Annotated in this window: 19 protein-coding genes and 1 pseudogene; 14 read left to right on the top strand and 6 right to left on the bottom strand. The window is 60.3% G+C overall.

The window, feature by feature from the left end:
• Positions 1-72 precede the first annotated feature (72 nt).
• From ACVILL_RS06450 to ACVILL_RS06390, 13 genes are all read left to right on the top strand, one after another.
• Positions 73-1,167, top strand: coding sequence for a hypothetical protein (locus tag ACVILL_RS06450; RefSeq protein ID WP_456728318.1), 1,095 nt, complete (start codon positions 73-75; stop codon positions 1,165-1,167).
• On the top strand, positions 1,160-1,501 hold the full coding sequence (hypA, locus tag ACVILL_RS06445; protein WP_456734193.1) for a hydrogenase maturation nickel metallochaperone HypA: 342 nt from the start codon (positions 1,160-1,162) through the stop codon (positions 1,499-1,501). Before ACVILL_RS06450 ends, hypA begins: the two co-directional genes overlap by 8 nt.
• Positions 1,501-2,451: a hydrogenase nickel incorporation protein HypB gene (gene hypB, locus ACVILL_RS06440; RefSeq protein ID WP_456728317.1), complete on the top strand. Its 951-nt coding sequence runs from the start codon at positions 1,501-1,503 to the stop codon at positions 2,449-2,451. The genes hypA and hypB overlap by 1 nt, the downstream gene beginning before the upstream one ends.
• Entirely contained in the window at positions 2,448-4,706 is a 2,259-nt protein-coding gene (hypF, locus tag ACVILL_RS06435; RefSeq protein ID WP_456728316.1) for a carbamoyltransferase HypF, read from the top strand. The genes hypB and hypF overlap by 4 nt, the downstream gene beginning before the upstream one ends.
• Before the next feature lies 1 nt (position 4,707).
• Positions 4,708-4,944, top strand: coding sequence for a HypC/HybG/HupF family hydrogenase formation chaperone (locus tag ACVILL_RS06430; protein WP_456728315.1), 237 nt, complete (start codon positions 4,708-4,710; stop codon positions 4,942-4,944).
• On the top strand, positions 4,941-6,083 hold the full coding sequence (gene hypD / locus ACVILL_RS06425) for a hydrogenase formation protein HypD (RefSeq protein WP_456728314.1): 1,143 nt from the start codon (positions 4,941-4,943) through the stop codon (positions 6,081-6,083). The genes ACVILL_RS06430 and hypD overlap by 4 nt, the downstream gene beginning before the upstream one ends.
• Positions 6,080-7,126 carry a hydrogenase expression/formation protein HypE gene (gene hypE, locus ACVILL_RS06420; protein WP_456728313.1) on the top strand — a complete coding sequence of 349 codons (1,047 nt, stop codon included), beginning with the start codon at positions 6,080-6,082 and terminating at the stop codon, positions 7,124-7,126. The genes hypD and hypE overlap by 4 nt, the downstream gene beginning before the upstream one ends.
• A 400-nt stretch (positions 7,127-7,526) precedes the next feature.
• Positions 7,527-8,639, top strand: a complete 1,113-nt coding sequence (gene ald / locus ACVILL_RS06415; RefSeq protein ID WP_456728312.1) for an alanine dehydrogenase — start codon at positions 7,527-7,529, stop codon at positions 8,637-8,639.
• A 641-nt stretch (positions 8,640-9,280) separates the two neighbouring features.
• Positions 9,281-9,475: a 4Fe-4S dicluster domain-containing protein gene (locus tag ACVILL_RS06410; protein ID WP_128971097.1), complete on the top strand. Its 195-nt coding sequence runs from the start codon at positions 9,281-9,283 to the stop codon at positions 9,473-9,475.
• Positions 9,476-9,660: 185 nt separating this feature from the next.
• A complete protein-coding gene (gene sufB, locus ACVILL_RS06405) occupies positions 9,661-11,157 on the top strand; it encodes a Fe-S cluster assembly protein SufB (protein WP_456728311.1) in 1,497 nt (498 codons plus the stop codon).
• 70 nt (positions 11,158-11,227) lie between these two features.
• Positions 11,228-11,980 carry a Fe-S cluster assembly ATPase SufC gene (gene sufC, locus ACVILL_RS06400; protein WP_456728310.1) on the top strand — a complete coding sequence of 251 codons (753 nt, stop codon included), beginning with the start codon at positions 11,228-11,230 and terminating at the stop codon, positions 11,978-11,980.
• 19 nt (positions 11,981-11,999) lie between these two features.
• Positions 12,000-13,322, top strand: a complete 1,323-nt coding sequence (sufD, locus tag ACVILL_RS06395; protein ID WP_456728309.1) for a Fe-S cluster assembly protein SufD — start codon at positions 12,000-12,002, stop codon at positions 13,320-13,322.
• Positions 13,319-14,566, top strand: a complete 1,248-nt coding sequence (locus ACVILL_RS06390) for a cysteine desulfurase (RefSeq protein ID WP_456728308.1) — start codon at positions 13,319-13,321, stop codon at positions 14,564-14,566. Before sufD ends, ACVILL_RS06390 begins: the two co-directional genes overlap by 4 nt.
• A gap of 182 nt (positions 14,567-14,748) precedes the next feature.
• Here the strand turns inward: ACVILL_RS06390 and ACVILL_RS06385 are convergent.
• The 6 genes and pseudogenes from ACVILL_RS06385 to ACVILL_RS06360 form a co-directional block, all read right to left on the bottom strand.
• Positions 14,749-14,925 (bottom strand): annotated as a pseudogene (locus ACVILL_RS06385) (transposase); the annotation flags it as partial.
• Between the two features lie 454 nt (positions 14,926-15,379).
• Positions 15,380-17,263: a TRAP transporter large permease gene (locus tag ACVILL_RS06380; RefSeq protein ID WP_456728307.1), complete on the bottom strand. Its 1,884-nt coding sequence runs from the start codon at positions 17,261-17,263 to the stop codon at positions 15,380-15,382.
• Positions 17,264-17,266: 3 nt separating this feature from the next.
• Positions 17,267-18,292 carry a TRAP transporter substrate-binding protein gene (locus tag ACVILL_RS06375; protein WP_456734192.1) on the bottom strand — a complete coding sequence of 342 codons (1,026 nt, stop codon included), beginning with the start codon at positions 18,290-18,292 and terminating at the stop codon, positions 17,267-17,269.
• Positions 18,293-18,454: 162 nt separating this feature from the next.
• On the bottom strand, positions 18,455-19,465 hold the full coding sequence (locus tag ACVILL_RS06370) for a transketolase family protein (protein WP_456728306.1): 1,011 nt from the start codon (positions 19,463-19,465) through the stop codon (positions 18,455-18,457).
• Complete coding sequence (locus ACVILL_RS06365; RefSeq protein ID WP_163156047.1) at positions 19,462-20,307, bottom strand: transketolase; 846 nt, start codon at positions 20,305-20,307, stop codon at positions 19,462-19,464. Before ACVILL_RS06365 ends, ACVILL_RS06370 begins: the two co-directional genes overlap by 4 nt.
• Positions 20,308-20,327: 20 nt before the next feature.
• Entirely contained in the window at positions 20,328-21,077 is a 750-nt protein-coding gene (locus ACVILL_RS06360; RefSeq protein ID WP_456734191.1) for an SDR family NAD(P)-dependent oxidoreductase, read from the bottom strand.
• A gap of 139 nt (positions 21,078-21,216) precedes the next feature.
• On the opposite strand from ACVILL_RS06360, the gene ACVILL_RS06355 reads away from it, so the two are divergent.
• Complete coding sequence (locus ACVILL_RS06355; protein ID WP_456734190.1) at positions 21,217-22,098, top strand: LysR substrate-binding domain-containing protein; 882 nt, start codon at positions 21,217-21,219, stop codon at positions 22,096-22,098.

Raw genomic sequence — 22,098 nt, 5'->3', positions numbered from 1 at the left:
ACTCGAAATCCAGCGGGATCTCGCAGACAGCGCGGCTGCCGTTCCGCGCAAGCTAATGACGCAGCGGTGCATATGAGCTTCGCGATCCGCAACAAAATCGATGTCACGGTCTGGCTTGCTGCCGACGTAATTGCCGCGGTCGAGATCCTGCCACGAGCCCGGCCACTGCTGGCGCGGCTGTTCGCCGGCAGACCGGCTTCGTCGCTGCTCAAACAGATCCCCCGGCTCTTCGCATTGTGTGCTGTTGCGCAACAAACCGCGCTGCTGTTTGCGATCGAGACGGCGCGGGACGAAGCGATTACCCGCACGACGAAACAGCATCGTATTGCGCTGGTCGTTGCCGAGCGCATCGCGGAATTGCTGCGGGGCCTCTTGGTCGGACACCTTGCGCAGGACATCGCCGGTGCCGCCGCGATTCGTTCCGTGATGCAGGGAATGTCCGCACTTATCGGTAGCGGACAACCGGCCTGCGGTGCTGCTCGACGCGAAGCGACGGCAAGAATTGTGGCTGGGCTGGCCGCGATCGGCATGCCGAACGGAGATGGCGCGCCCAGGCCCGGCAGCCCATTGGCAATTCGTATAGCCGCGCTGGACGAGATCGACTTGAAATCGATCCGGATCGCGCACTCGTTCCTGTCCGTTGCCGACGACCGAAACATCATTGAACGGCTGCTCGGCGATGATCCGACATTTTGTCATTGTCCCGACCTTGGGGGGCGCGCGCCCGAGACGGGTCCATGGGCACGCCAAATGACGCGTGATCGGCTCTGGCTGGGTCGGTCGGGTGCGGTCGAGCGGCTGAAGGCCAGAATTGCAGAGATCGTTCGGCTCTGCGATTGGCTCAAGTCCGGCGCTCATATCGACTCAGCGGAGCCTGGGATCATCGAAAGCTACCGGTTGGGTTCGGGACGCGCCGCGACCGCGGTCGAATGCGCCAGGGGCAGGCTCTATCACGCGGTTGAGCTTGATCCTCAGGGCCAGATATGCCGCTTCGAATTTCTTGCTCCGACGGAATGGAATTTCCATAGGAGCGGACCGGTTGTCCGGAACCTGCAGGGCGCGGCGCTGACGGCGAGACGGCATCAGAAAGCGGTTCGTGCGGTGATTGAATCGCTCGACCCCTGTGTCGGATTCACACTCAGGTTTCGCAAAGTTGAAGATGCATGAAATGGCGGTTTGTCTGGGCATCATCCAAATCGTCGAGGAGGAGGTGCGTCACCGATCGTTGTCGCGGGTGCGGAGCATCTGTCTCGAAATCGGGGCGCTCAGCCATGTCGCGCCTGATGCGATCAGGTTCTGCTTTGCTGTCGTTGCAACGCGAACGATTGCCGAGGGGGCAGCTCTTGAGATCCTCGAACTCCCGGGGGTCGCCTGGTGCATGAGCTGTTCTAGCAGTGTCGAAATTGCTCGCCGCGGTGACCCCTGTCCTTGCTGCGGGAGCTACCAGTTGCAAGTAACCGGCGGCGAACAGATGCGAGTGAAAGAACTGGAGATCGATTGATGTGTACCGTTTGCGGTTGCAGCCAAGCGACGTCTTCGTTCGAACTTGCCAGAGGGCGTGATCCGGCGAGCCAAGGCCGTTGCTGTCCTCATAAGCAGAACGATGGCGAGCGCCATGACGCGCATTTTCACGGCGACGAGAGGGTGCAGCATTCGTCCCATGCCCGCCACGGTCATGATCACGAACATTATCAGAGTGATGGTGGTCGGCAAGCGCTTCTGAGCTGCGGCGCCGGCCCAGCTGGATTGAAGGTCAAGGGCACGAGCCGCGAACGCATCATTTGGGTCGAGCGTGACATCCTCGGCAAGAACAATGCGATCGCGGCCGACAACCGGACGCTCTTTGCGGCCGATGAGCTGCTGGTATTTAATCTTATGTCGAGTCCCGGTGCGGGCAAAACCTCGTTGCTCGTCCGCGCCGTATCCGAGCTCAAGCTCAGCTATCCGACCGGAGTCATCGAGGGCGATCAGCAGACCTCAAACGATGCCGAACGCATTCGAGCGGCCGGTGTGCCAGCTATTCAAGTCAATACGGGTAAGGGGTGCCATCTCGATGCTGCAATGATTGGCGAGGCTTATCGCCGCTTGCCGCGGCTCACGCGCGGTATTCTCTTCATCGAGAACGTCGGTAACCTAGTCTGTCCCGCGGCCTTCGATCTTGGCGAGGCCTGCAAGATCGTTGTGTTGTCGATGACCGAAGGTGAAGACAAGCCGCTGAAATATCCCGATATGTTCGCGGCTTCTTCACTCATGGTGATCAACAAGATCGATCTGGCCTCACTGCTTGAGTGCGATCTGGACAAGACCATTGGATATGCCAGACGCGCCAACCCAAAGATCGAAGTGCTCACGGTCTCGGCCCGTACCGGCGAGGGTTTTGGCGCGCTCTACGCTTGGATCGATAGACAGGTGGCCCACCAAAGGCAGGCCGTAGAGGACGCCAGGCGATGAGCGCCGCAACCATTTGCGACCGAACACGACTGCGCGTGCGCGTGAGCGGAGCGGTGCAAGGGGTCGGCTTTCGTCCTTACGTCTATGGCCTCGCTACGCGGTACGGATTGGCGGGATTTGTCGCCAACGGCCCGGAGGGCGTCACAATCGAAGTCGAAGGTGGCCGTGCGTCAGAATTTCTTGCCACATTGCCGCTCGAGGCGCCTCCGTTGGCGCGCATCGACCACATCTGCGTTCAGGAGACAGCGGCGCTCGCGACAGAAAACTTTTCGATCGGCGCGAGCGAAGGCGGAAAATTGTCAACGCACATTATCGCCGACGCCGCGACCTGCGGGCAATGCCTCAGCGAGCTATTCGATCCACAGAATCGCCATTACCTTTATCCCTTCATTAGTTGCTCCCATTGTGGTCCACGCTACACTATTGCCGGGCGGCTCCCATACGATCGCCACAACACGGTGATGAAGGCGTTCAGGCTGTGCGCCGCCTGCACGGCCGAATATGCGGATCCGGCGAGCCGCAGGTTTCATGCGGAGGCGATCGCGTGTCCAGAATGTGGCCCTCGGCTTAGCCATGGGATCAACGCCATTGTCGCTGCAATCGCAGGCGGTCAAGTCATAGCCATAAAGGGTCTCGGCGGCTACCAGCTCCTCTGCGATGCCCGGAACCAGGACGCTGTGCAGCGCCTGCGCAGCAGAAAGCAGCGCCGTCAGAAGCCGTTTGCAGTTATGCTCGGTTCCATAGAGTGCGTCAACGAGATCGCGGAAGCGAACGCTCTCGAGCTCGCGCTACTCGAATCCGCAGCGCGGCCCATTGTGCTCTTAACTTCGCGCAAATGTCTGGCGCCCGCCATAGCGCCCGGCTTGTCTCGCGTTGGCGTCATGTTGCCTGTAGCCCCGCTGCATCATCTGATCTTTCATGCGCTTCGCTCGACAGGAGCGTGGATTGCGGAACCAAGCCCGGTCATTGTCGTCACCAGTGCCAATCCTTGCGGCGAGCCGCTCCTGATCGACAACGCGCAGGCGGAGCGCCGACTCGAGGCGGTCGCCGACCTTGTCGTGACCCATGATCGGGATATTTTAACGCGTGCTGATGACTCCGTGGTCGCGGTGGTGGCTGGCCGCTCCCAATTCATTCGTCGCGCTCGTGGCTATGCTCCCGAACCGATCCAGCTCGCGCAATCTGTGCCGCCCGTGCTCGCCGTCGGCGGCGCGCTGAAATCGACCGTCACCATCACGCGCGACAACCAAGCGTTCGTTTCCCAACATATTGGCGATCTCAATACGCCCGAAGGCATCCGTGTGTTCGAGGGGACGATCCAACACCTTACATCGATCCTTGACGTAGAGCCTGTCGTCATCGCTCATGATCTGCATCCCGACATGGCATCCACCCGCTTTGCGCAAGCAAGCGACCGCGCGCTGATTGCAGTCCAGCACCACCACGCACACGCCGCCGCCGTGATCGCTGAACATGGCCATGCGGGACCGGCGCTAGCTCTGGTGCTCGACGGCCATGGCGTTGGCTCGGATACTGGTAACTGGGGTGGCGAGCTATTGTTGTGCGAAGGCGCGATGTGCCGACGCATCGGGCATCTCGCGCCGCTGCAAATGCCTGGTGGTGATCGCGCATCCCGTGAGCCGTGGCGCATGGCGAGCGCGATACTACACTGGCTCGGACGGGGTAACGAAATCGCGCCGCGCTTTGCAGCGCAACGGCAAGCTCGATGTATCTCGGCCTTGCTCGATCAGTCGGGCGGGGCCACCACCACCAGCGCGGGCCGGCTATTCGACGCGGTGGCGGCGCTGCTGGGGATTGTGAGTTGGCAGAGCTATGAAGGAGAAGCCGCGATCAAGCTTGAGGCGCTAGTGCGGCGGACTGCGATTCTAGAGGCCGGGTGGACGATCGATGGTGGCGTTCTGTCGCTTCGTCCGCTGTTTGCGCGGTTGATTGCGGACGACATTGACGCTGCGGGCGGAGCCGGCTTGTTTCATGGCACCTTCGCCGCTGCCTGCGTTGACTGGGTCATGCGCTCCGCGCGGACAACCGGCGTCAATACCGTCGTTCTGAGCGGAGGCTGCTTTCAGAACGCGATACTGATGGATGAAATCTGGCGCGGGTGCTGCGCTGCCGGCCTGACCCCGCTGGTGCCACAGCGGGTGCCGCCCAACGACGGTGGTTTGAGCCTTGGCCAAGCCTGGATTGCCGCTTTGCAGATTGCTGAACAGTCGTCCGCCAGCGAAGGGAGAGGCTGATATGTGTCTTTCGGTTCCGGCAAAGATCGTAAAAATTCTTCCTGACCACATGGCCGCCGTGTGCATCGATGGTGTTAGCCTGGAGATATCGATTGCTCTTATCGACGAGCTCGACGTCGGTGATCACGTCCTTGTCCATGTTGGGTATGCGCTGGCCAAGATCGATCCGATAGAAGCCACGCGCACGCTGGAGCTCCTGCAGGAGCTAGGCAGCACAGGGCAGGAACTCCGGCCATGAGATATACCGACGAATTTCGCGACAAGACCCTTGCGCAGGGGCTCGCCGCTGCGATTAGCGCCGAAGCCGATCGGCAAAAAGCCTATCGGTTCATGGAATTCTGCGGTGGACACACTCATGCGATATCACGCTATGGCCTTGAGGATCTGCTGCCCGCGAATGTGCGCATGATCCACGGGCCCGGTTGTCCGGTCTGTGTTCTACCTGCCAGCCGGATCGACATGGCGATTCGTCTCGTCGAGCGGCCGGAGGTCACCCTTTGCGTCTACGGCGATCTGATACGGGCGCCCGGCTCGCAAGGACAGTCCCTGTTGCGAGCCAAGGCGCTCGGCGCAGACATCCGGATGGTGTACTCGACGCTCGACGTTATCCGAATCGCCGAACAGGCGCCGAGCCGCGAGGTCGTGTTCTTTGCCATCGGATTTGAGACCACGACACCCCCGACGGCCGTGATGATCCGGATAGCCGAGAAGAAGCGGCTGAAGAGCCTTAGCGTGTTCTGCAACCACGTGCTTACACCCTCTGCGATGCAGAGCATTCTCGAGAACCCTAAGATCCGCAATATCGGCGGGGCTGCAATCGACGGTTTCGTCGGGCCTGCACATGTCAGCACGATCATCGGGACGCAGCCTTACGAGCTCCTGGCGGAACAATTCGGCAAGCCGATCGTGATCGCGGGATTTGAACCGCTCGACGTGATGCAGGCGATCCTGATGCTGGTGCGACAGGTGAACGAAGACCGCTACGACGTGGAGAACCAATACAGCCGTGCAGTGAGGCGTGAAGGCAATCGGCGCGCCAAAGACGAGGTCTCGCAGGCATTCGAACCGCGTGAGCAGTTCGAATGGCGCGGGCTCGGTTTCGTACCAAATAGTGGACTGAAGCTGAAGCAGGCCTACGCGCGGTTCGACGCGGAGGCGCGTTTTGCGATGCACGAACTGCGGGTCGCCGACAATCCGGCGTGCGAGTGCTGCGCCATCCTGCGCGGCGCCAAGCGGCCAGTCGATTGCAAGCTGTTTGGAACCCTCTGCACGCCGGAAACTCCCATAGGATCCTGCATGGTCTCATCGGAAGGCGCCTGTGCGGCGTATTGGACATATGGCCGGGTTCGCGATGATCAGGTGAGGCGAACGTCATGAGCGTACAGGGCTATCAACGCAAGCTCGATATCGAGAACGGACGCGTTGATCTTTCCCATGGGGCCGGGGGACGAGCCATGGCACAGCTGATCTCCAGCCTTTTTCACCGAGCCTTCGGTAATGAATGGCTTGCCCGCTGCAATGATCAATCGGCCTTTGACGTTGCGACGGGTAAAATGGTGATGACGACCGACGGTTATGTGGTTTCGCCGCTGTTCTTTCCTGGCGGCAATATCGGCTCACTCGCTGTGCACGGGACGATCAACGACGTCGTGATGTCCGGCGCGCGCCCTCTCTATCTGTCGGCCAGCTTCATCATTGAGGAGGGGTTCCCGCTGTCTGATCTGAAGACGATTGCGGATTCGATGGGCGCGGCAGCACGCGGCGCGGGCGTCTACATCATTGCGGGGGACACTAAGGTCGTCGAGCGCGGCAAGGCTGATGGTCTGTTTATCTCCACGACCGGAATCGGGGCTCTGGCCCATGGGTTCGATCTCTCCGCCGATAAGGCTATGGTCGGGGACCGTGTGTTGGTGTCCGGCAGCCTTGGCGACCATGGCGTGGCGATCATGTCAAAACGCCAGAACGTCGCGTTTCAAACCGAGATCGTGTCGGATTCCGCAGCGCTACATGACCTTGTCGCCGTTATGATTGCGGCTGGCGGCGCCGGCATCCGGGTGATGCGCGACCCCACGCGCGGCGGTCTTGCCGCAACCCTCAACGAAATTGCGCATCAATCGGGCCTTGGCTTCCGTCTACAGGAAGCAGCCATTCCGGTGAAGGCAGCGGTCGCGGCAACCTGCGAACTCCTTGGGCTTGATCCGATCCATGTCGCCAATGAGGGCAAGCTCGTTGCGATCGTCGCGCCCGATTTGGCCGATGCAGTGCTTGCAGCTATGAAGGCGCATCCGCTCGGACGCGATGCTGCTGATATTGGCGAGACGGTAGCTGACGATCACAAATTTGTGCAGATAGCGACCAGTTTCGGCGGCGGACGGATCGTCGATTGGTTGTCAGGCGAACAGTTGCCTCGGATATGTTGAACAATCCACGCCCATTTGCGACGAGCATGAAGGCGTCAAGCGTGCGCATCTAAGAATCAGGTTGATGATCAATGGTCATTTGGCCATCAGCGGTGGCAAGCAATCCAGCCGCTGGGCAAATCCTGCCTCACTGGCAGACTACGTTGTTCGCTCTTTAACAATGTCGGCAAGACTGGAATCGTTGTTAACTTTTCTGCGAGCCGAGAATCCGATTAAGCGCGTCATCTCCATCGCGGAGTACGACGGTTAAGCTTAGCGAGCACGGTCGCTCAACCCATTCGGCATCGAAAACCTGCACGGCTGGTCAAAGATCGCTGAATTCCTGCGCAATTTGGGCTGCTGCGTCGCAATATCGCTGCGCTCTTTCAATTAGAAAGGCGCACTAGCAAGGAGTTTGCAAATGAAGGTCGGAGTTCCCAAGGAAATCAAGGCACACGAATATCGAGTGGGCCTGACCCCTGGAGCCGTCCGCGAATACGCGGCAGCAGGACACCGCGTAATGATCGAGACCAATGCCGGCGCTGGCATCGGCGCAACCGATGACGATTATCGCAGCGCCGGCGCAGCGATTCTGGATTCTGCAGTTGAGGTATTCGCATCGAGCGAAATGATTGTGAAGGTCAAGGAGCCTCAGCCGTCCGAATGGAGCCAGCTGCGGGAGGGCCAGATCCTGTTCACATATCTGCATCTGGCGCCGGACCCGGAGCAGGCCAAGGGGCTTCTAAAATCGGGATGCACGGCAATCGCCTATGAGACCGTGACTGATGGGCATGGTGGCCTTCCGCTGCTGGCTCCGATGAGCGAGGTCGCAGGCAGGCTCGCGGTCGAAGCGGCGGGTAGCGCGCTAAAGCGCAGTGCAGGCGGACGAGGGCTGTTGATCGGTGGCGTGCCCGGTGTTCAGCCGGCCCGCATCGTGGTGGTCGGTGGTGGCGTCGTTGGTACGCACGCGGCACGGATGGCGGCCGGTCTGGGTGCAGAGGTGAGCATCATCGACCGCTCGATACCTCGGTTGCGCGAGTTGGATGAGCTATTCGAAGGGCGCGTTCGAACCAGGTTTTCGACCATCGAAGCTGTGGAGGAAGAGGTATTTGCGGCCGATGTTGTGATTGGTGCCGTGCTCGTTCCAGGTGCGAGTGCGCCCAAGCTGATCCGCCGGAGCATGCTGAGCTCGATGCGCAAGAGGGCTGTGCTCGTGGATGTCGCTATCGATCAGGGCGGCTGTTTTGAGACTTCCCACCCAACCACTCACGCCGATCCAACCTATGAAGTGGATGGCATCATTCATTATTGCGTGGCCAATATGCCCGGCGCCGTGCCGCTGACCTCGAGCCAGGCACTAAATAACGCCACGCTGCCGTTTGGCTTGGCTCTAGCCAATAAGGGTTTTTCCGCCGTGTTGGAAAATCCGCATTTGCGTGCAGGCCTCAACGTCCATCGAGGCCGGCTGACTTACAAGGCGGTGGCCGACAGTCTCGGGCTCCCGTTCTCACCGATCGAGCAGGCTGCAGCCTGATCCCAGAGGCCCCTATGGGCGTTTCCTCCCTGACTTGGGCCACCCTCCGGGGTGGCTTTTTTTCGGCTCTATCAATCTGCTGGGGTCCGCTGAGATTTATTCGCGACGCCGAGCGCGGCTGTAATCTGCGAGATTTGAACATTTGCGTGCGCCAGCTCGGCCAGGGGGCCCTCGATCACCGGAGCGGCTCCATTTAGCGCCATCGCGACGATTTTTCTGGTTGCGGTATGGAGACGTTGCTTGAGCCGATGACGACGTTGCCCGATTGACATCGTGGTGCCTTCGCTGCCGCTGTCCGGGTGAGCAGAACCATCACCAGAGGGCGATCTGCGATCCCCCCAAGACGGTGGCACGGCTACAATCGAGACCACTTCAAAAGCGCTCCGCCGCCACGTCAGGTCGAGCCGAGCTGCTTCTTATTGGCGAACCCCTTCACATGATCGCTGGCTATCGCGAAATCTCGACAATGCGCAAGCTACGAGATCAAGCAGCTGCGATGCCGATTGTAGGGTTTACGACACCTGGTCGAGGCGGCGGCTTGCGCTATCGAAAGTAGCCAAGACAAATCAAGCACAAGACTCCTTGGCATGAGATTTGAAAGCAAGGCGTCGTCTCGCACCTTTGCTTATGGAATCGTAGTGATGGCCTACAAAATAATCGCGTCACAATGCACGGTCTGTGGTGCGTGTGAGTACGAATGCCCTAACGCCGCGATCAGCCTGAAGAATGACATATATGTGATTAATCCGAGCCAGTGCACTCAATGTGAAGGGCATTTTGATGCGCCGCAATGCGCCGTCGTTTGTCCGGTTCCTGATACCTGTGTGCCGGCATAGCCTACGGGTGGCACTCCGGCGCAAAACATGATCGAAACCCTATCGAGGGCGGCTCCCTTTTGGGTTCGTCTCCTGGTTCTTTCCCAAACTGGCCTCGAGTCGGCCGTGACTTGCGCGATCCGCTCGGAGGAGAGGCGACGCGATCATTGCCGCCGGGAATCGTCCATGCGTGAACGGAGTGGGCAATGGTAGCTGTACAAGAGACGGTCGAGCGCGTCCGGCGCATCGACGTCGACCAGTATCGATATGGGTTTGAGACGCTGATCGAGTCCGACAAGGCCCCGAAGGGGCTGTCGGAAGACACCGTCCGCTTCATCTCCGCAAAGAAGAATGAGCCGGCCTGGATGCTGGAATGGCGGCTGGAGGCGTATCGCCGCTGGCTGACCATGACCGAGCCGACCTGGGCGCGCGTCGACTATCCGAAGATCGACTACCAGGACATCTATTACTACGCGGCGCCGAATCCGAAGAAGACGCTGTCCTCGATCGACGAGATCGATCCGGAAATCCTCAAGACCTACGAGAAGCTCGGCATTCCCCTGCGCGAGGTCGCGATCCTGGAAGGCGTTGAGCCGACGCCCGGTGGCGAGCAGGTGCCGAATCGCAAGATCGCGGTCGACGCCGTGTTCGACTCGGTCTCGGTTGCGACCACCTTCCAGAAGGAGCTGAAGGCGGCCGGCGTGATCTTCATGCCGATCTCGGAGGCGATCCGCGAGCATCCCGATCTGGTGCAGAAATATCTCGGCACCGTGGTGCCGACGTCGGACAATTATTTCGCGACGTTGAACTCGGCTGTGTTCTCGGACGGCTCGTTCGTCTATGTGCCGCCGGGCGTGCGCTGCCCGATGGAGCTGTCGACCTATTTCCGCATCAACGAGCGCAACACCGGCCAGTTCGAGCGCACACTGATCATCGCCGACAAGGGCTCCTACGTCTCCTATCTCGAAGGCTGCACCGCGCCGCAGCGCGACGAGAACCAGCTGCATGCCGCCGTGGTCGAGCTCGTCACGCTTGATGATGCCGAGATCAAGTATTCGACGGTGCAGAACTGGTACCCGGGTAACTCGGAAGGCAAGGGCGGCATCTACAATTTCGTCACCAAGCGTGGCGACTGCCGCGGCAAGAATTCCAAGATCTCCTGGACCCAGGTCGAGACCGGTTCGGCGATCACCTGGAAGTATCCGAGCTGCATCCTGCGCGGCGACAATTCGAGCGGCGAGTTCTATTCGATCGCGATCTCGAACGGCTTCCAGCAGGTCGACTCTGGCACCAAGATGATTCACCTCGGCAAGAACACGTCGAGCCGGATCATTTCCAAGGGCATCGCCGCCGGCAAGTCGCAGAACACCTATCGCGGCCTCGTCAGCGCGCACCGCAAAGCGACCGGCGCGCGCAACTACACCGCCTGCGATTCGCTCTTGATCGGCGACAAGTGCGGCGCGCACACGGTGCCTTATGTCGAGGCCAAGAACTCCTCGGCGACGTTCGAGCATGAGGCGACGACGTCGAAGATCTCCGAGGACGTGCTGTTCTACTGCTCGCAAAGAGGCTTGAGCGAGCAACAGGCCATCGGCCTTGTCGTCAACGGTTTCGCGAAAGATGTCCTGCAAAAGCTTCCGATGGAGTTCGCAGCGGAGGCGCAGAAGCTGATCTCGATCTCTCTCGAGGGATCTGTCGGATAACCAAACGTCCCGCGAGCCCCGAACGCGGCTCGCCGTTCCGGACGACGCATTTTGAGGAATCAGATCAAAAATGACGCTGCTCGAAATCCAAGATCTGCATGTTGGTGTCGACAGTCGTGAAATAATCCGTGGCCTCGATCTTATGGTCAATGCGGGCGAAGTGCACGCGATCATGGGGCCGAACGGCTCCGGCAAGTCGACGCTGTCGCACGTCATCGCCGGCAAGCCGGGCTATGAAGTCACGGGCGGCCAGATCCTCTTCAGGGGCGAGGACCTCCTGGAGATGGAGCCCAATGAGCGCGCCGCCAAGGGCGTGTTTCTGGCGTTCCAGTACCCGGTCGAGATCCCCGGCGTCACCACCATGAACTTCCTGCGCACGGCGCTGAACGCCCAGCGCAGGGCGCGCGGCCGAGGGGAATTATCCACGCCCGAATTTCTGAAAAAGGTCCGTGAGGTGGCCGGGTCACTCAACATTACCCGGGATATGCTCAAGCGCGGCGTCAATGTCGGCTTCTCGGGCGGCGAGAAGAAGCGCAACGAGGTACTGCAGATGGCGTTGTTCGAGCCGAGTCTATGCATACTGGACGAGATCGATTCCGGGCTGGATATCGACGCTCTGCGTATTGTCGCGAGCGGCATCAACGGCCTGCGTTCGCCGGAAAGGGCGATGATCGTGATCACCCACTATCAGCGGCTCCTTCATTACATCGTGCCCGATTATGTGCACGTGATGTCGAAAGGCCGCGTCGTGAAGAGTGGCGGCAAGGAACTCGCGCTGGAACTCGAGGCCTGTGGCTACGCCCAGTTCGAAACCGCGGCCTGACGGCTCAAGGGATTTCCCCATGAAGCAAGTATTGGTTAAGGCCGATGCCGGGTGCGCAACGAGCAATTTTCTAGCAGCCGCGCTCGAACGGTTGCCTGGCGCGGGCCTCGTCCCCCATATCCGTGCGAGGGCATTCGAAGCCTATGAGCGCGCCGGCCTGCCGCATCGGCGCATGGAGGCCTGGAGATACACGGATCTGCGTGCCCTGATCGGCGAGGTGTTGCCACTCGCTCCGCGACCGGATGCAGCGGCGTTGGCGCGCGCAACGGCGTCGGCCAGGCGAGTGGCTGTCGATCAGGCGGTCAAATTGGTCTTGGTGGACGGCATATTCGCGCCTGAGCTATCGGATCTCGGCGAGCTGGAAAACGAGCTCCATGTGCAGTCACTGCGAGAGGTGTTGGAGAATTCGGCCACTGGCGCAATGGCCGGGTTGGTGCTTTCGACGACGGACGATGCGGTGATCTCGCTCAATGCGGCAATGGCCTCAGATGGTCTGGTAATTTCGATTGCCGAAGGCAACACGATTAGACGCCCTATTCAAATCGTTCAGGTCGCAACGGGATCGTCGGTGTCCGCTTTTACACGCTCATATCTGCAGCTCGATAAAGGGGCGCATGCGACCGTGGTGCAAAGTTTCATCTCGGCCGAAGGCGCGAGCGGCTATCAGGCCAACGATGTCTTAATCGCCCTGGCTGGGGACGAGGCGAGCCTTTCGCATCTCCGCATAGCGGCTGACGCCGCTGATGCGGTGAACATCTCGTCGGGGATCATCGCGGTCGGCACCAGAGCTAAGCTCGATCTCTTCAGCATGACGTGCAGCGGCTCCATCAATCGCTATCAGGGATTCGTGACGCTGGGTGGCGAGGGATCCAAGCTCTCTGCGAACGGGGTTAATCTCATCAAAGATAAACTGCACGCCGACACAACAATCGTGGTCGACCACGCCGTGCCGCATTGCACCAGTCGGCAGAAGTTCCGCGCGGTCGTTGATGATTGCGGCCGCTCGGTGTTTCAGGGCCGAATCGTTGTTCGTCCCGTCGCCCAAAAGACCGTCGCCAGCCTGTCGACCCGAGCGTTGCTCTTATCCGATCAGGCCGAGGCGGACAATAAGCCGGAACTTGAAATCTCGGCCGACGACGTGACCTGCAGCCACGGAGCGACCTCAGGAGCGCTGGATGGTAATCTCGTATTCTATCTGCGCGCGCGGGGGCTATCCGACAAGGATGCGCAGATGTTGCTCATTAAAGCGTTCATTGGAGAGTCGATTGAGGAGATATTCGCCGATAACCTGCGCGATTTTGTGACCGCGCAAGCTGAACACTGGCTGCAGGAACGGCTGTGAGCGAACATCCCGCGGTCAGCGATGGTCGTTACGAGGTCGACCGTCTACGTAGTGACTTTCCGGCGCTGGCCATGACCGTTTACGGCAAGCCGCTTGTCTACCTCGATAACGCTGCGTCCGCGCAAAAGCCAAATGCGGTACTTGACCGCATGATGCAGGTGTACTCCAGCGAATATGCCAACGTTCATCGCGGCTTGCACTATCTCGCCAATGCGGCGACCGAGGCGTATGAAGGTGCCCGTGCCAAGGTGGCGCGGTTTGTGAACGCGCATTTGAACGAAGAGATCATCTTCACCCGCAGCGCCACCGAGGCAATCAACCTGGTCGCGCAGACGTTTGGTCGTGAGCGCATCAGCCCGGGTGATGAGATCGTTCTGTCAATCTTGGAACACCACTCCAATATTGTGCCGTGGCATTTTCTTCGGGAACGGCTCGGTGCAGTGATCAAATGGGCACCAGTGGATGATGACGGTAACTTCTTGCTCGATGACTTTGAGCGACTGCTGACCTCGCGCACCAAGATGGTTGCGATCACACAGATGTCAAATGTGCTCGGCACGGTCTTGCCGGTGAAAGACCTGGTGAGGGTCGCACATGCTCGTGGTATCCCGGTGCTGGTCGACGGTTCACAGGGATGCGTCCATCTGAGCGTCGACGTCTGCGACATTGATTGCGATTTCTACGTCATGACCGGCCACAAACTCTATGGTCCGACCGGAATCGGCGTGCTTTACGGAAAATCCGAGCATCTGGCATCGATGACGCCTTTCAATGGCGGCGGCGAGATGATCCGCGAGGTCTCGCGTTCCGGCGTCATTTATGGGGATCCGCCGCACCGGTTCGAAGCGGGTACGCCGCCGATCGTTGAGGCGATCGGGTTGGGCGCAGCCGTGGATTACATCAATTCGATAGGCAAGGTGCAGATCCGCAAGCACGAGAGCGCACTGCTCGCTTACACGCAGGAGAAGCTCGGGGACATCAACTTTGTGCGCATGATCGGGACGCCGGCCGAGAAGGGGCCGATCATCTCGTTTGATGTGAAAGGTGCGCATGCGCACGACATTGCCACCGTCGTCGATCGCGCCGGCGTAGCGGTGCGGGCGGGGGCGCACTGCGCGATGCCGCTGCTCAAGCGCTTCGGCACACTGGCAACATGCCGTGCGTCCCTTGGACTTTACAACACCCGTGAAGAAATTGATGTGCTCGCGCGCGCACTTATCAAGGCACGCCAGCTATTTGCGTGATCGGCGGGCGTGCTGCGTCAAGGTGAGAGGGAGGCCGCATTGAGTTGCGAAGTAGAATGACGTCGTGCCTGATCATCGTCATCGCAGAAGATCAACACCTGAGGTCTCGGCAAGCTAAGTTCGCATTGGCAAGCCTGGTCGGCCAGGGCACCTTGCAGCCGTTTTCCCTTTGCGTCCGCCTTCGTCGAGCGCGGGGTCCGTAGTTCTAACGGCAGGTCGCGCCATGGCGCACCTGAACGTAGGACCCAAAAGATGCCATTAAGCACGCGACGGACATTTACGCGCTGAACGCCACGCGGCTTGTTCGGCAGCATCGGTTTGATGGCGGTCCATTCGTAATCGCTGAGTTCGTAGCGCATGATTCGAGGCTCCAAATTCGGAGCTTGAATCATGTTTCGGGCCGGCCATCAATCGGCAACGCCCCGCGGCCGTACCGGTAACGCTTTGCATATGCTTCCGCTTTCGGCGGCATAGCGGACTTGGCCGGGCTTGCTAGTGGCTCGACCCGGTCGTCCATGATCGAAGTGGACATGACGTAGGATCGGCCTTTCAGAGGCTAGTCGCGCTGTCGTGAAAGTAATCGGAGCTTCGAGCGAAGGGCGACCCGCATTCACGTCAGGCCTTTTCGAAAACTCGCATGGTGATCTGGTCGATGCGCGATCCATAGTCGGGTATGCCCCTGAACGCCGTGTGTCGCTTCGCGCCCGGATCGTTGCCTCCACGAGGGGCAAAGAACTGTGCGAACAACCTGTCTAGCTCGCCAGAAGCTCACCTTGCGGACGATCTCCGCGCAGCTGAGACGTTTCGCGGATCTTAAAGGAAACCTATGGAAATCCACGGCACTGCAGCCACTATGACCGTGCCGAGGAGCAGGGCCAGCATGTACGCCAGGATCGGACCCATGCCTTCGTCGGGATGAATCCGGCTGATGGCGCACGCCGCATAGTAGCCGACGCCGAATGGCGGCGCGAAAAGTCCAATCCCCATCGCCAGAACGACGACCATGGCATAGTGGACCTCATGCACCCCCACCTGACGGGCAATGGGGAAAAGCAGCGGACCGAAGAGCACGATGGCAGGGATGCCTTCGAGCACGCTTCCCAGGACGACGAACGCAAGGATGGTGACGATCAGAAATATCGGCGCACCACCCGGCAAGGAGGTCATGAACTTCGCAAGAGATGCCGAGAAGCCCGATTGGGTCAAAGCCCAGGCCATCCCCGTCGCCGCACCGATGATGAAGAGGATCGCGCCGGAAAGAGCCGCGGTCTCAACCAACATCGGATAGAGGCGACGCCAGTCGAACCGGCGATAGATAAAAAGCCCGGCCAATACGGAATAGACGATGCCTATCGTCGAGACCTCGGTGGCTGTTGCTACCCCCTCGACCACTGCGGCGCGGATCACAAATGGAAGGGCAATGGCGGGAATCGCGATCAGAAAGGAACGGCCGATTTCACGCCTGGTCGCCCGCTGAACGTGCGACAAATCCTCTCGACGGTACCGCCACCACACCACCGCGCACAGTCCGACCGCGAGCACGATCGCCGGCAACAACCCGCCCGTGAACAGGGCCGCGATCGACACACCCGTCACCGATCCGATCGTGATCAACACCAATGATGGGGGGATCGTCTCGGTCTGAGCACCGGTCGCCGCCAGGAGCGCGACGAGGTCACCACGCTTCGCGCCGCGTCTGGTCATTTCGGGGAAGAGCACAGGCGCTATTGCTGCCATATCGGCCGCCTTGGATCCCGAAATACCCGAGACCAGATACATCGCACCGACCAGCACATATTGGAGGCCGCCCCGAACGTGGCCGAGCAGGCTGGCGAGGAAACCGACCATAGCGCGGGCCATGCCGGTCATTTCGATCAACAAGCCGAGGAACACGAACATCGGTACCGCGAGCAGGATGAGATGGCTCATGCCTTCGTCCATGCGACCGATAACGACCACGTCGGGTGTGTTGGTCGTCAGTGTTATGTAGCCGATGGTCGCCAGGCCGAACGCGAAGGCGATCGGCACCGCTGCGAAAACCATAGCGCCAACGATAAACACGAAGAAGATCAGCAGGTTCAGATTGCCGAGGGGTTTAAGGATTGGTGCGAGCAGCGCGAGAACCCCGATCAGCGTTCCTACCGCAGCGATTGCAGCCGCAAGGTGCTTCACATTGGCTGTGGCTGCCAGCCTCAGGGTGGCTACGACCAGCATCAAGCCGACGCCGACCGGCAGGGCGGCCGCGCGCCAAGTGTTGACTATTCCCAGAGCCGGAGTTGTGACGAAGACTTCGTCGGCCGCAAACTCGTAGGCGGGGCGAACTACCAGAAGCAGGAACGCGAACGCGGCAGCCGTCGCAAAGACGTCAAGGAACAACCTGGCTTCCGGTCGGATCATGCCAATGATGGCCGTCATCCGCATATGCTCGGCCCGCTGGAAGGCGACGACCGATCCCAGCATCGCCAGCCATAGAAACAGGATGCCGGCGAGCTCATCCGACCAGACAATCGGGGTGTGGAGCACGTAGCGAGAGACGATGCCGACGAAAAGGACGATCACCTCCGCAATGACCAACAGTGCGGCAGGAATGGCGACGACGGGCTTCAATGCCTTGTTCAGGTTCACAACAGCCTTGCGCCATCCGGAGGCAGGCTCAGGAAGAGCGAGTGTCGCCCCGTCCATGTGCGCATGTTCCATGACTCACCCCAACTTGCCCGAGGCTTTCTCAAGTTGAACCCAGGCCTCCTCGCCGAATTTGGATTTCCAGTCGGCATAGAAGCTCGTCTTTGCCAGCGCCTGCCGGAAGGCGGATCGGTCGACGTCGAGGAATTGCATCCCCTTGGCTGTCAAATCGGTGCGGAGGGACTCAATGAGCTTTGCGATGTCGGCTCGTTCATCGTTGGCCGAGCGATCGAATTCGCGCGTCACGATCTCTTGCACGTCCTGCGGAAGCTTCTGGAACGCGCGCTTGTTGCCGAGGATCCAGTAATTGTCCCAGACGTGACCCGTCAGGCTGCAGGTCTTCTGCACCTCATACAGGCGCGCCGTTGCTATGATCGGAAGGGGATTTTCCTGACCGTCCACGACCTTGGTCTGGAGCGCGGAATAGACCTCGTTGAAGTTGATCGGCGCTGGTCCGGCTCCGAGCGCAAGAAACAGCGACGTCAGATTGGGTGCGGCAGGTACCCTGAGCTTAAAGCCCTTGAGGTCGTCCGGTGTCTTGATCTCACGACCCGACGACGTGATGTGGCGGAAGCCATTGTCCCAAGGTTTGGACACCGCCATGACGGGCGTCTTGGCGATCTGCGCGCGGATGTAGGCGCCGAGTTCGCCGTCCATGGCCTTCCAGACGGCATCGTAGTTGGGGAAGAGGAAGCCGAGATTCACGATGCCAGCGGCGGGTACAAGGGTGGCGAGGATCAGAGAGGAGAGGTTGAAAAGCTCGACGCTACCGTTGCGAACCTGCGTCAGCAGATCCGTATCCGAGCCAAGCTGGTTGGCCGGAAAGAGATTGATTTCTAGGCGACCGCTAGTCGCTTCCTTGATGCGATCGGCGGCCTCCTTGGCCCGAGCATTCACCGGATGCGCGGGGTCCTGCCCGGTCGCGAGCTTGTAGGTGAACTCTGCGGCGGCGGCCGGGCGGCTGAGGATGGCGCACAAGGGGACGGCCGCGCCGGCCAGGAGCAACTTGCGACGGGTGATGGCAGTCGATTTGCGTTTGGTCATTGCTTCCTCCTTGTTGAGTATCGGTATATTGATCGCCAGCAGCACGCTTCTGCTCCCGCCGGTTCTCGGGCACCGACCGCCAGGCAGTGGCCATCGTTCTCCGCGGCGACGCCGCGTAAGCGATTATTCCCTCAGTCGAACTTGACGTATCGAGGTGCGCGCCTAGCGCAGCCACTCCTTGATCTGCCTTGCAACTGCGGCAGTCGAAATGCCGTAACGATCGTGCAGCGTGGGAAGCGCCCCAGCAGCAAGGAACTCATCGGGCAACGCGATCTGGCGGAAGGTGGGATGGACGCCGGAGCGCATCAACAACGCTGCAATCGCCTCTCCGAGCCCGCCGATGATGGTATGGTTCTCGGCGACCACGACGAGACGGCCAGGTTTCCCTGCTTCGCGCAGTATCGCTCCGTGGTCGAGCGGCTTGATTGTCGGGACATGCAGCACGGCCACGTCCACGCTATCACCGGCGAGTTCCTTTGCGGCTTCCAGCGCCCGCATGGTCATGATTCCAGAGGAGATGATCAGGACATCCCGACCGTCCCGAATCAAGGATGCCTCGCCGAGCCTGAATTGATAGTTGTACTCGTCCAGGACGAGGGGCACCTGACCACGCAAGAGCCGCATATATACGGGCCCGTGATGCGCCGCGATGGCCGGAACGATCTGCTCGATCTCATGAGCGTCGCAGGGATCGATCACGGTCATGTTCGGCATTGCGCGGAACAGCGCGAGGTCTTCCGCCGCCTGGTGGCTTGGGCCGTAGCCGGAGGTGAGACCTGGCAAGGCGCAGACGATCTTCACGTTGCGGTCTTCCTCTGCAATCGTCTGGTGGATGAAATCGTAGGCGCGCCGAGAGGCGAACACCGCATAAGTGGTAGCGAAGGGCAAGAATCCTTCAGCCGCCATGCCCGAAGCCGCGCCGTAGAGGAGCTGCTCCGCCATACCCATTTGATAATAGCGGTCTGGAAACTGCTTGGCGAAAATGTGCAAGTCCGTGTACTTGCCCAGATCGGCGGTGAGGCCCACCACCTCGGGACGGCTCCGGGCCAATTCGACGAGCGCGTGACCGAACGGCGCCGGTTTCGTCTTTTGTCCCTCGGCGGCGATCGACGCGATCATCGCGGAGGTGGTGAGCCGCGGTTTCCCGGGCGTAGCTGAGGTAACCGACTTCATGACCTGTCTCCCGCATCAAGTTCTGCCAGCGCCAACTTCCATTCGTGCGCTTCGACCCGAATGAAGTGGTTCTTTTCGCGCTGTTCGAGGAACGGAACTCCCTTGCCCATGACAGTGTCGGCGATGATGATCCTCGGTTGCGGCTCGGGGTGCGAAATCGTTGCGTCGAATGCTGCCACGACGGCGTCCAGGTCATTGCCGTCGACTCGACGTACGAACCAGCCGAAGGCCTCGAGCTTGTCGACCAACGGCTCGAACCCCATCATCTGTTTCGAAGGGCCGTCGGCCTGCTGGTTGTTGACGTCAATGATCGCGATCAAATTGTCGAGCTTGTGGTGTGCAGCCGACATCATCGCTTCCCACTTCGAACCCTCGTCGAGTTCTCCGTCCGAGAACAGCGTGAAGACACGGCTCTTGGAGCCCTTGCGCTTCAACCCGAGGCCCATGCCGACCGCGATGCTCAGTCCGAGCCCCAGGGACCCGCCGGACATTTCCATGCCGGGCGTGTAGGACGCCATGCCCGACATCGGCAGGCGGCTTTCGTCGAAGCCATACGTCTCGAGTTCGACTTCGGGGATAATGCCGGCCTCGATCAGTGCGGCATAAAGGGCGATCGCGTAGTGACCGTTGGAAAGGAGGAAACGATCGCGATCTTCCCAGGTAGGCTCCTCGGGCCGGTAGCGCATCGCGTGAAAATATGCGACCGCCAACACGTCGGAAATATCGAGCGCCTGCGCGATATAGCCCTGGCCCTGAACTTCGCCCATGCGCAGGGCGTTGCGGCGAATGTTGCGCGCACGCTGCGAAAGGCTAGGCGCGTTGACAAGTGAACTCGTGGACATCCGTCTCTCCATTGCTGCTCTTAGTGAATGAGCATCCCGCCGTTGACGTCGATCACGGCGCCGGTGACGTATGCGGAGAGGTCCGATGCGAGAAACGTGTAGATGCCGGCAACATCCTTGGCCTCCCCGAGCCGTCCGAGCGGAATGCCTTCCAGGATCTTCGCTTTCATCTCGTCGTTGAGCTTGCCGGAGGTGATGTCGGTGCCTACCAATCCCGGCGTGACGCAGTTGACGCGGATACCATCGGCGCCAAATTCCCGAGCCATCGCCTTGGCAAGCCCAAGGACCCCCGCCTTCGCCGCCGAGTAGTGCGGACCACCGAAAATGCCGCCGCCGCGCTGGGCCGATACCGACGACATGCATGCAATCGATCCCGACTTGCGCTTCCGCATATGCGGGATCACTGCCTGGGACAGGAACAGAATGCCCTTGAGGTTGACGTCCTGGATACGGTCCCAGTCGGCCGGCGTGATGTCGAGGAATTTGACCGGCTGTGTGATGCCGGCGTTGTTGATCAGGATATCGATTTGGCCGAAACCGTCGACGACAGCTTCGACTGCCTTCTGACACGAAGCCTGGTCGGCGACGTTGCAAGCAATTCCGATATGAGCGCCGCCGAGGCCTTGCGCGGCGGCTTGTGCGGCGGTCCCATCGATGTCGAGGATGGCAACCCGCGCGCCCTCTTCGGCAAATCGTCTGGCAGTTGCGAGGCCAATCCCGCGGGGCGAGGCCGCCCCTGTGATGATCGCCGTTTTGCCGCGAAGCAGCATTCGAATCCTCCCTGTCCCTGTCGTTTTGGACGCCGCGGGTGGCAGCCGGTCCTCTTGCCCCATTGCTAGAGCCGAGGGGCCGGCCGGGACAAACGCGCAGTTGTCTTGGATGTGTGAATCTGGTTCACTTATGGGTATGCTGCTGTCGAGCATCCCGATCTCCGCTATCCGGGCCTTCGAAGCGGCTGCGCGCACCGGCTCCTTCAGCGACGCGGCCGACGAATTGCATTTGACGCCGAGCGCCGTCAGCCACGCGATCCGCAAGCTGGAAAGCACCATGAGCACCGTTCTGTTCGAGCGGAGTGCTCGTTCCGTCCGTCTAACGCCTGCTGGCGAGAACCTGATGCGCCACGCCGGTGCGGCCTTCGACAATTTGCGGCGCGGGATCGAAGAAGTCGCAGGTCGCGGGCCGCAGCTCCTGAGGGTGCATTGTGCCCCAAGTTTCGCAGCGCAATGGCTGGCCCCGCGCCTGACCAAATTTCTCGCGGCCGAACCGAAACTGGAGGTTCGGCTCGCCGCCAATACGGAGTACGCCCGCTTCACGAACGACGATTTCGATCTGGACATCGTCTACGGTTCACCTCGCGGTGAGGGCCTCGACGTGATCCCGCTTGGTGAAGAAACCGTCACCCCTCTGTGTGCTCCTCAGATTGCGAAAAGAATCCGCCAGCCAAAGGATTTGTTGAGCCAAGTTCTTATTCGCTCCGACGTGAAGCAGGTTCAATGGTATCAATGGTTCGCCGCGAACGGGCTCGAACCTCCAGCGATCCATGGAATGCGATTCGACCGCAGCTTCCTCGCAATAGCCATGGCTTGCGGCGGGGTTGGCGTGACGTTGGAATCAACTCGGTTGGCTGAAAGTGAGATAGCATCGGGGCGCCTGATAGCGCCCCTGGCTGGCCGCTCCACCGACATCCGCTACGTTGGTCATCATTTGGTGTTCCCGCGCGCTGGCCGTCAGCGCCGCGCTTTGCAGACCTTCGTGGAATGGATCAGGTCTGAGATTGCGCCAAGTCTATAG

The organism is Bradyrhizobium sp. USDA 3364 (genome assembly GCF_054056355.1).
The sequence above is the reverse complement of the archived record's forward strand: the minus strand, read 5'-3'. Positions and strand labels throughout refer to the sequence as shown.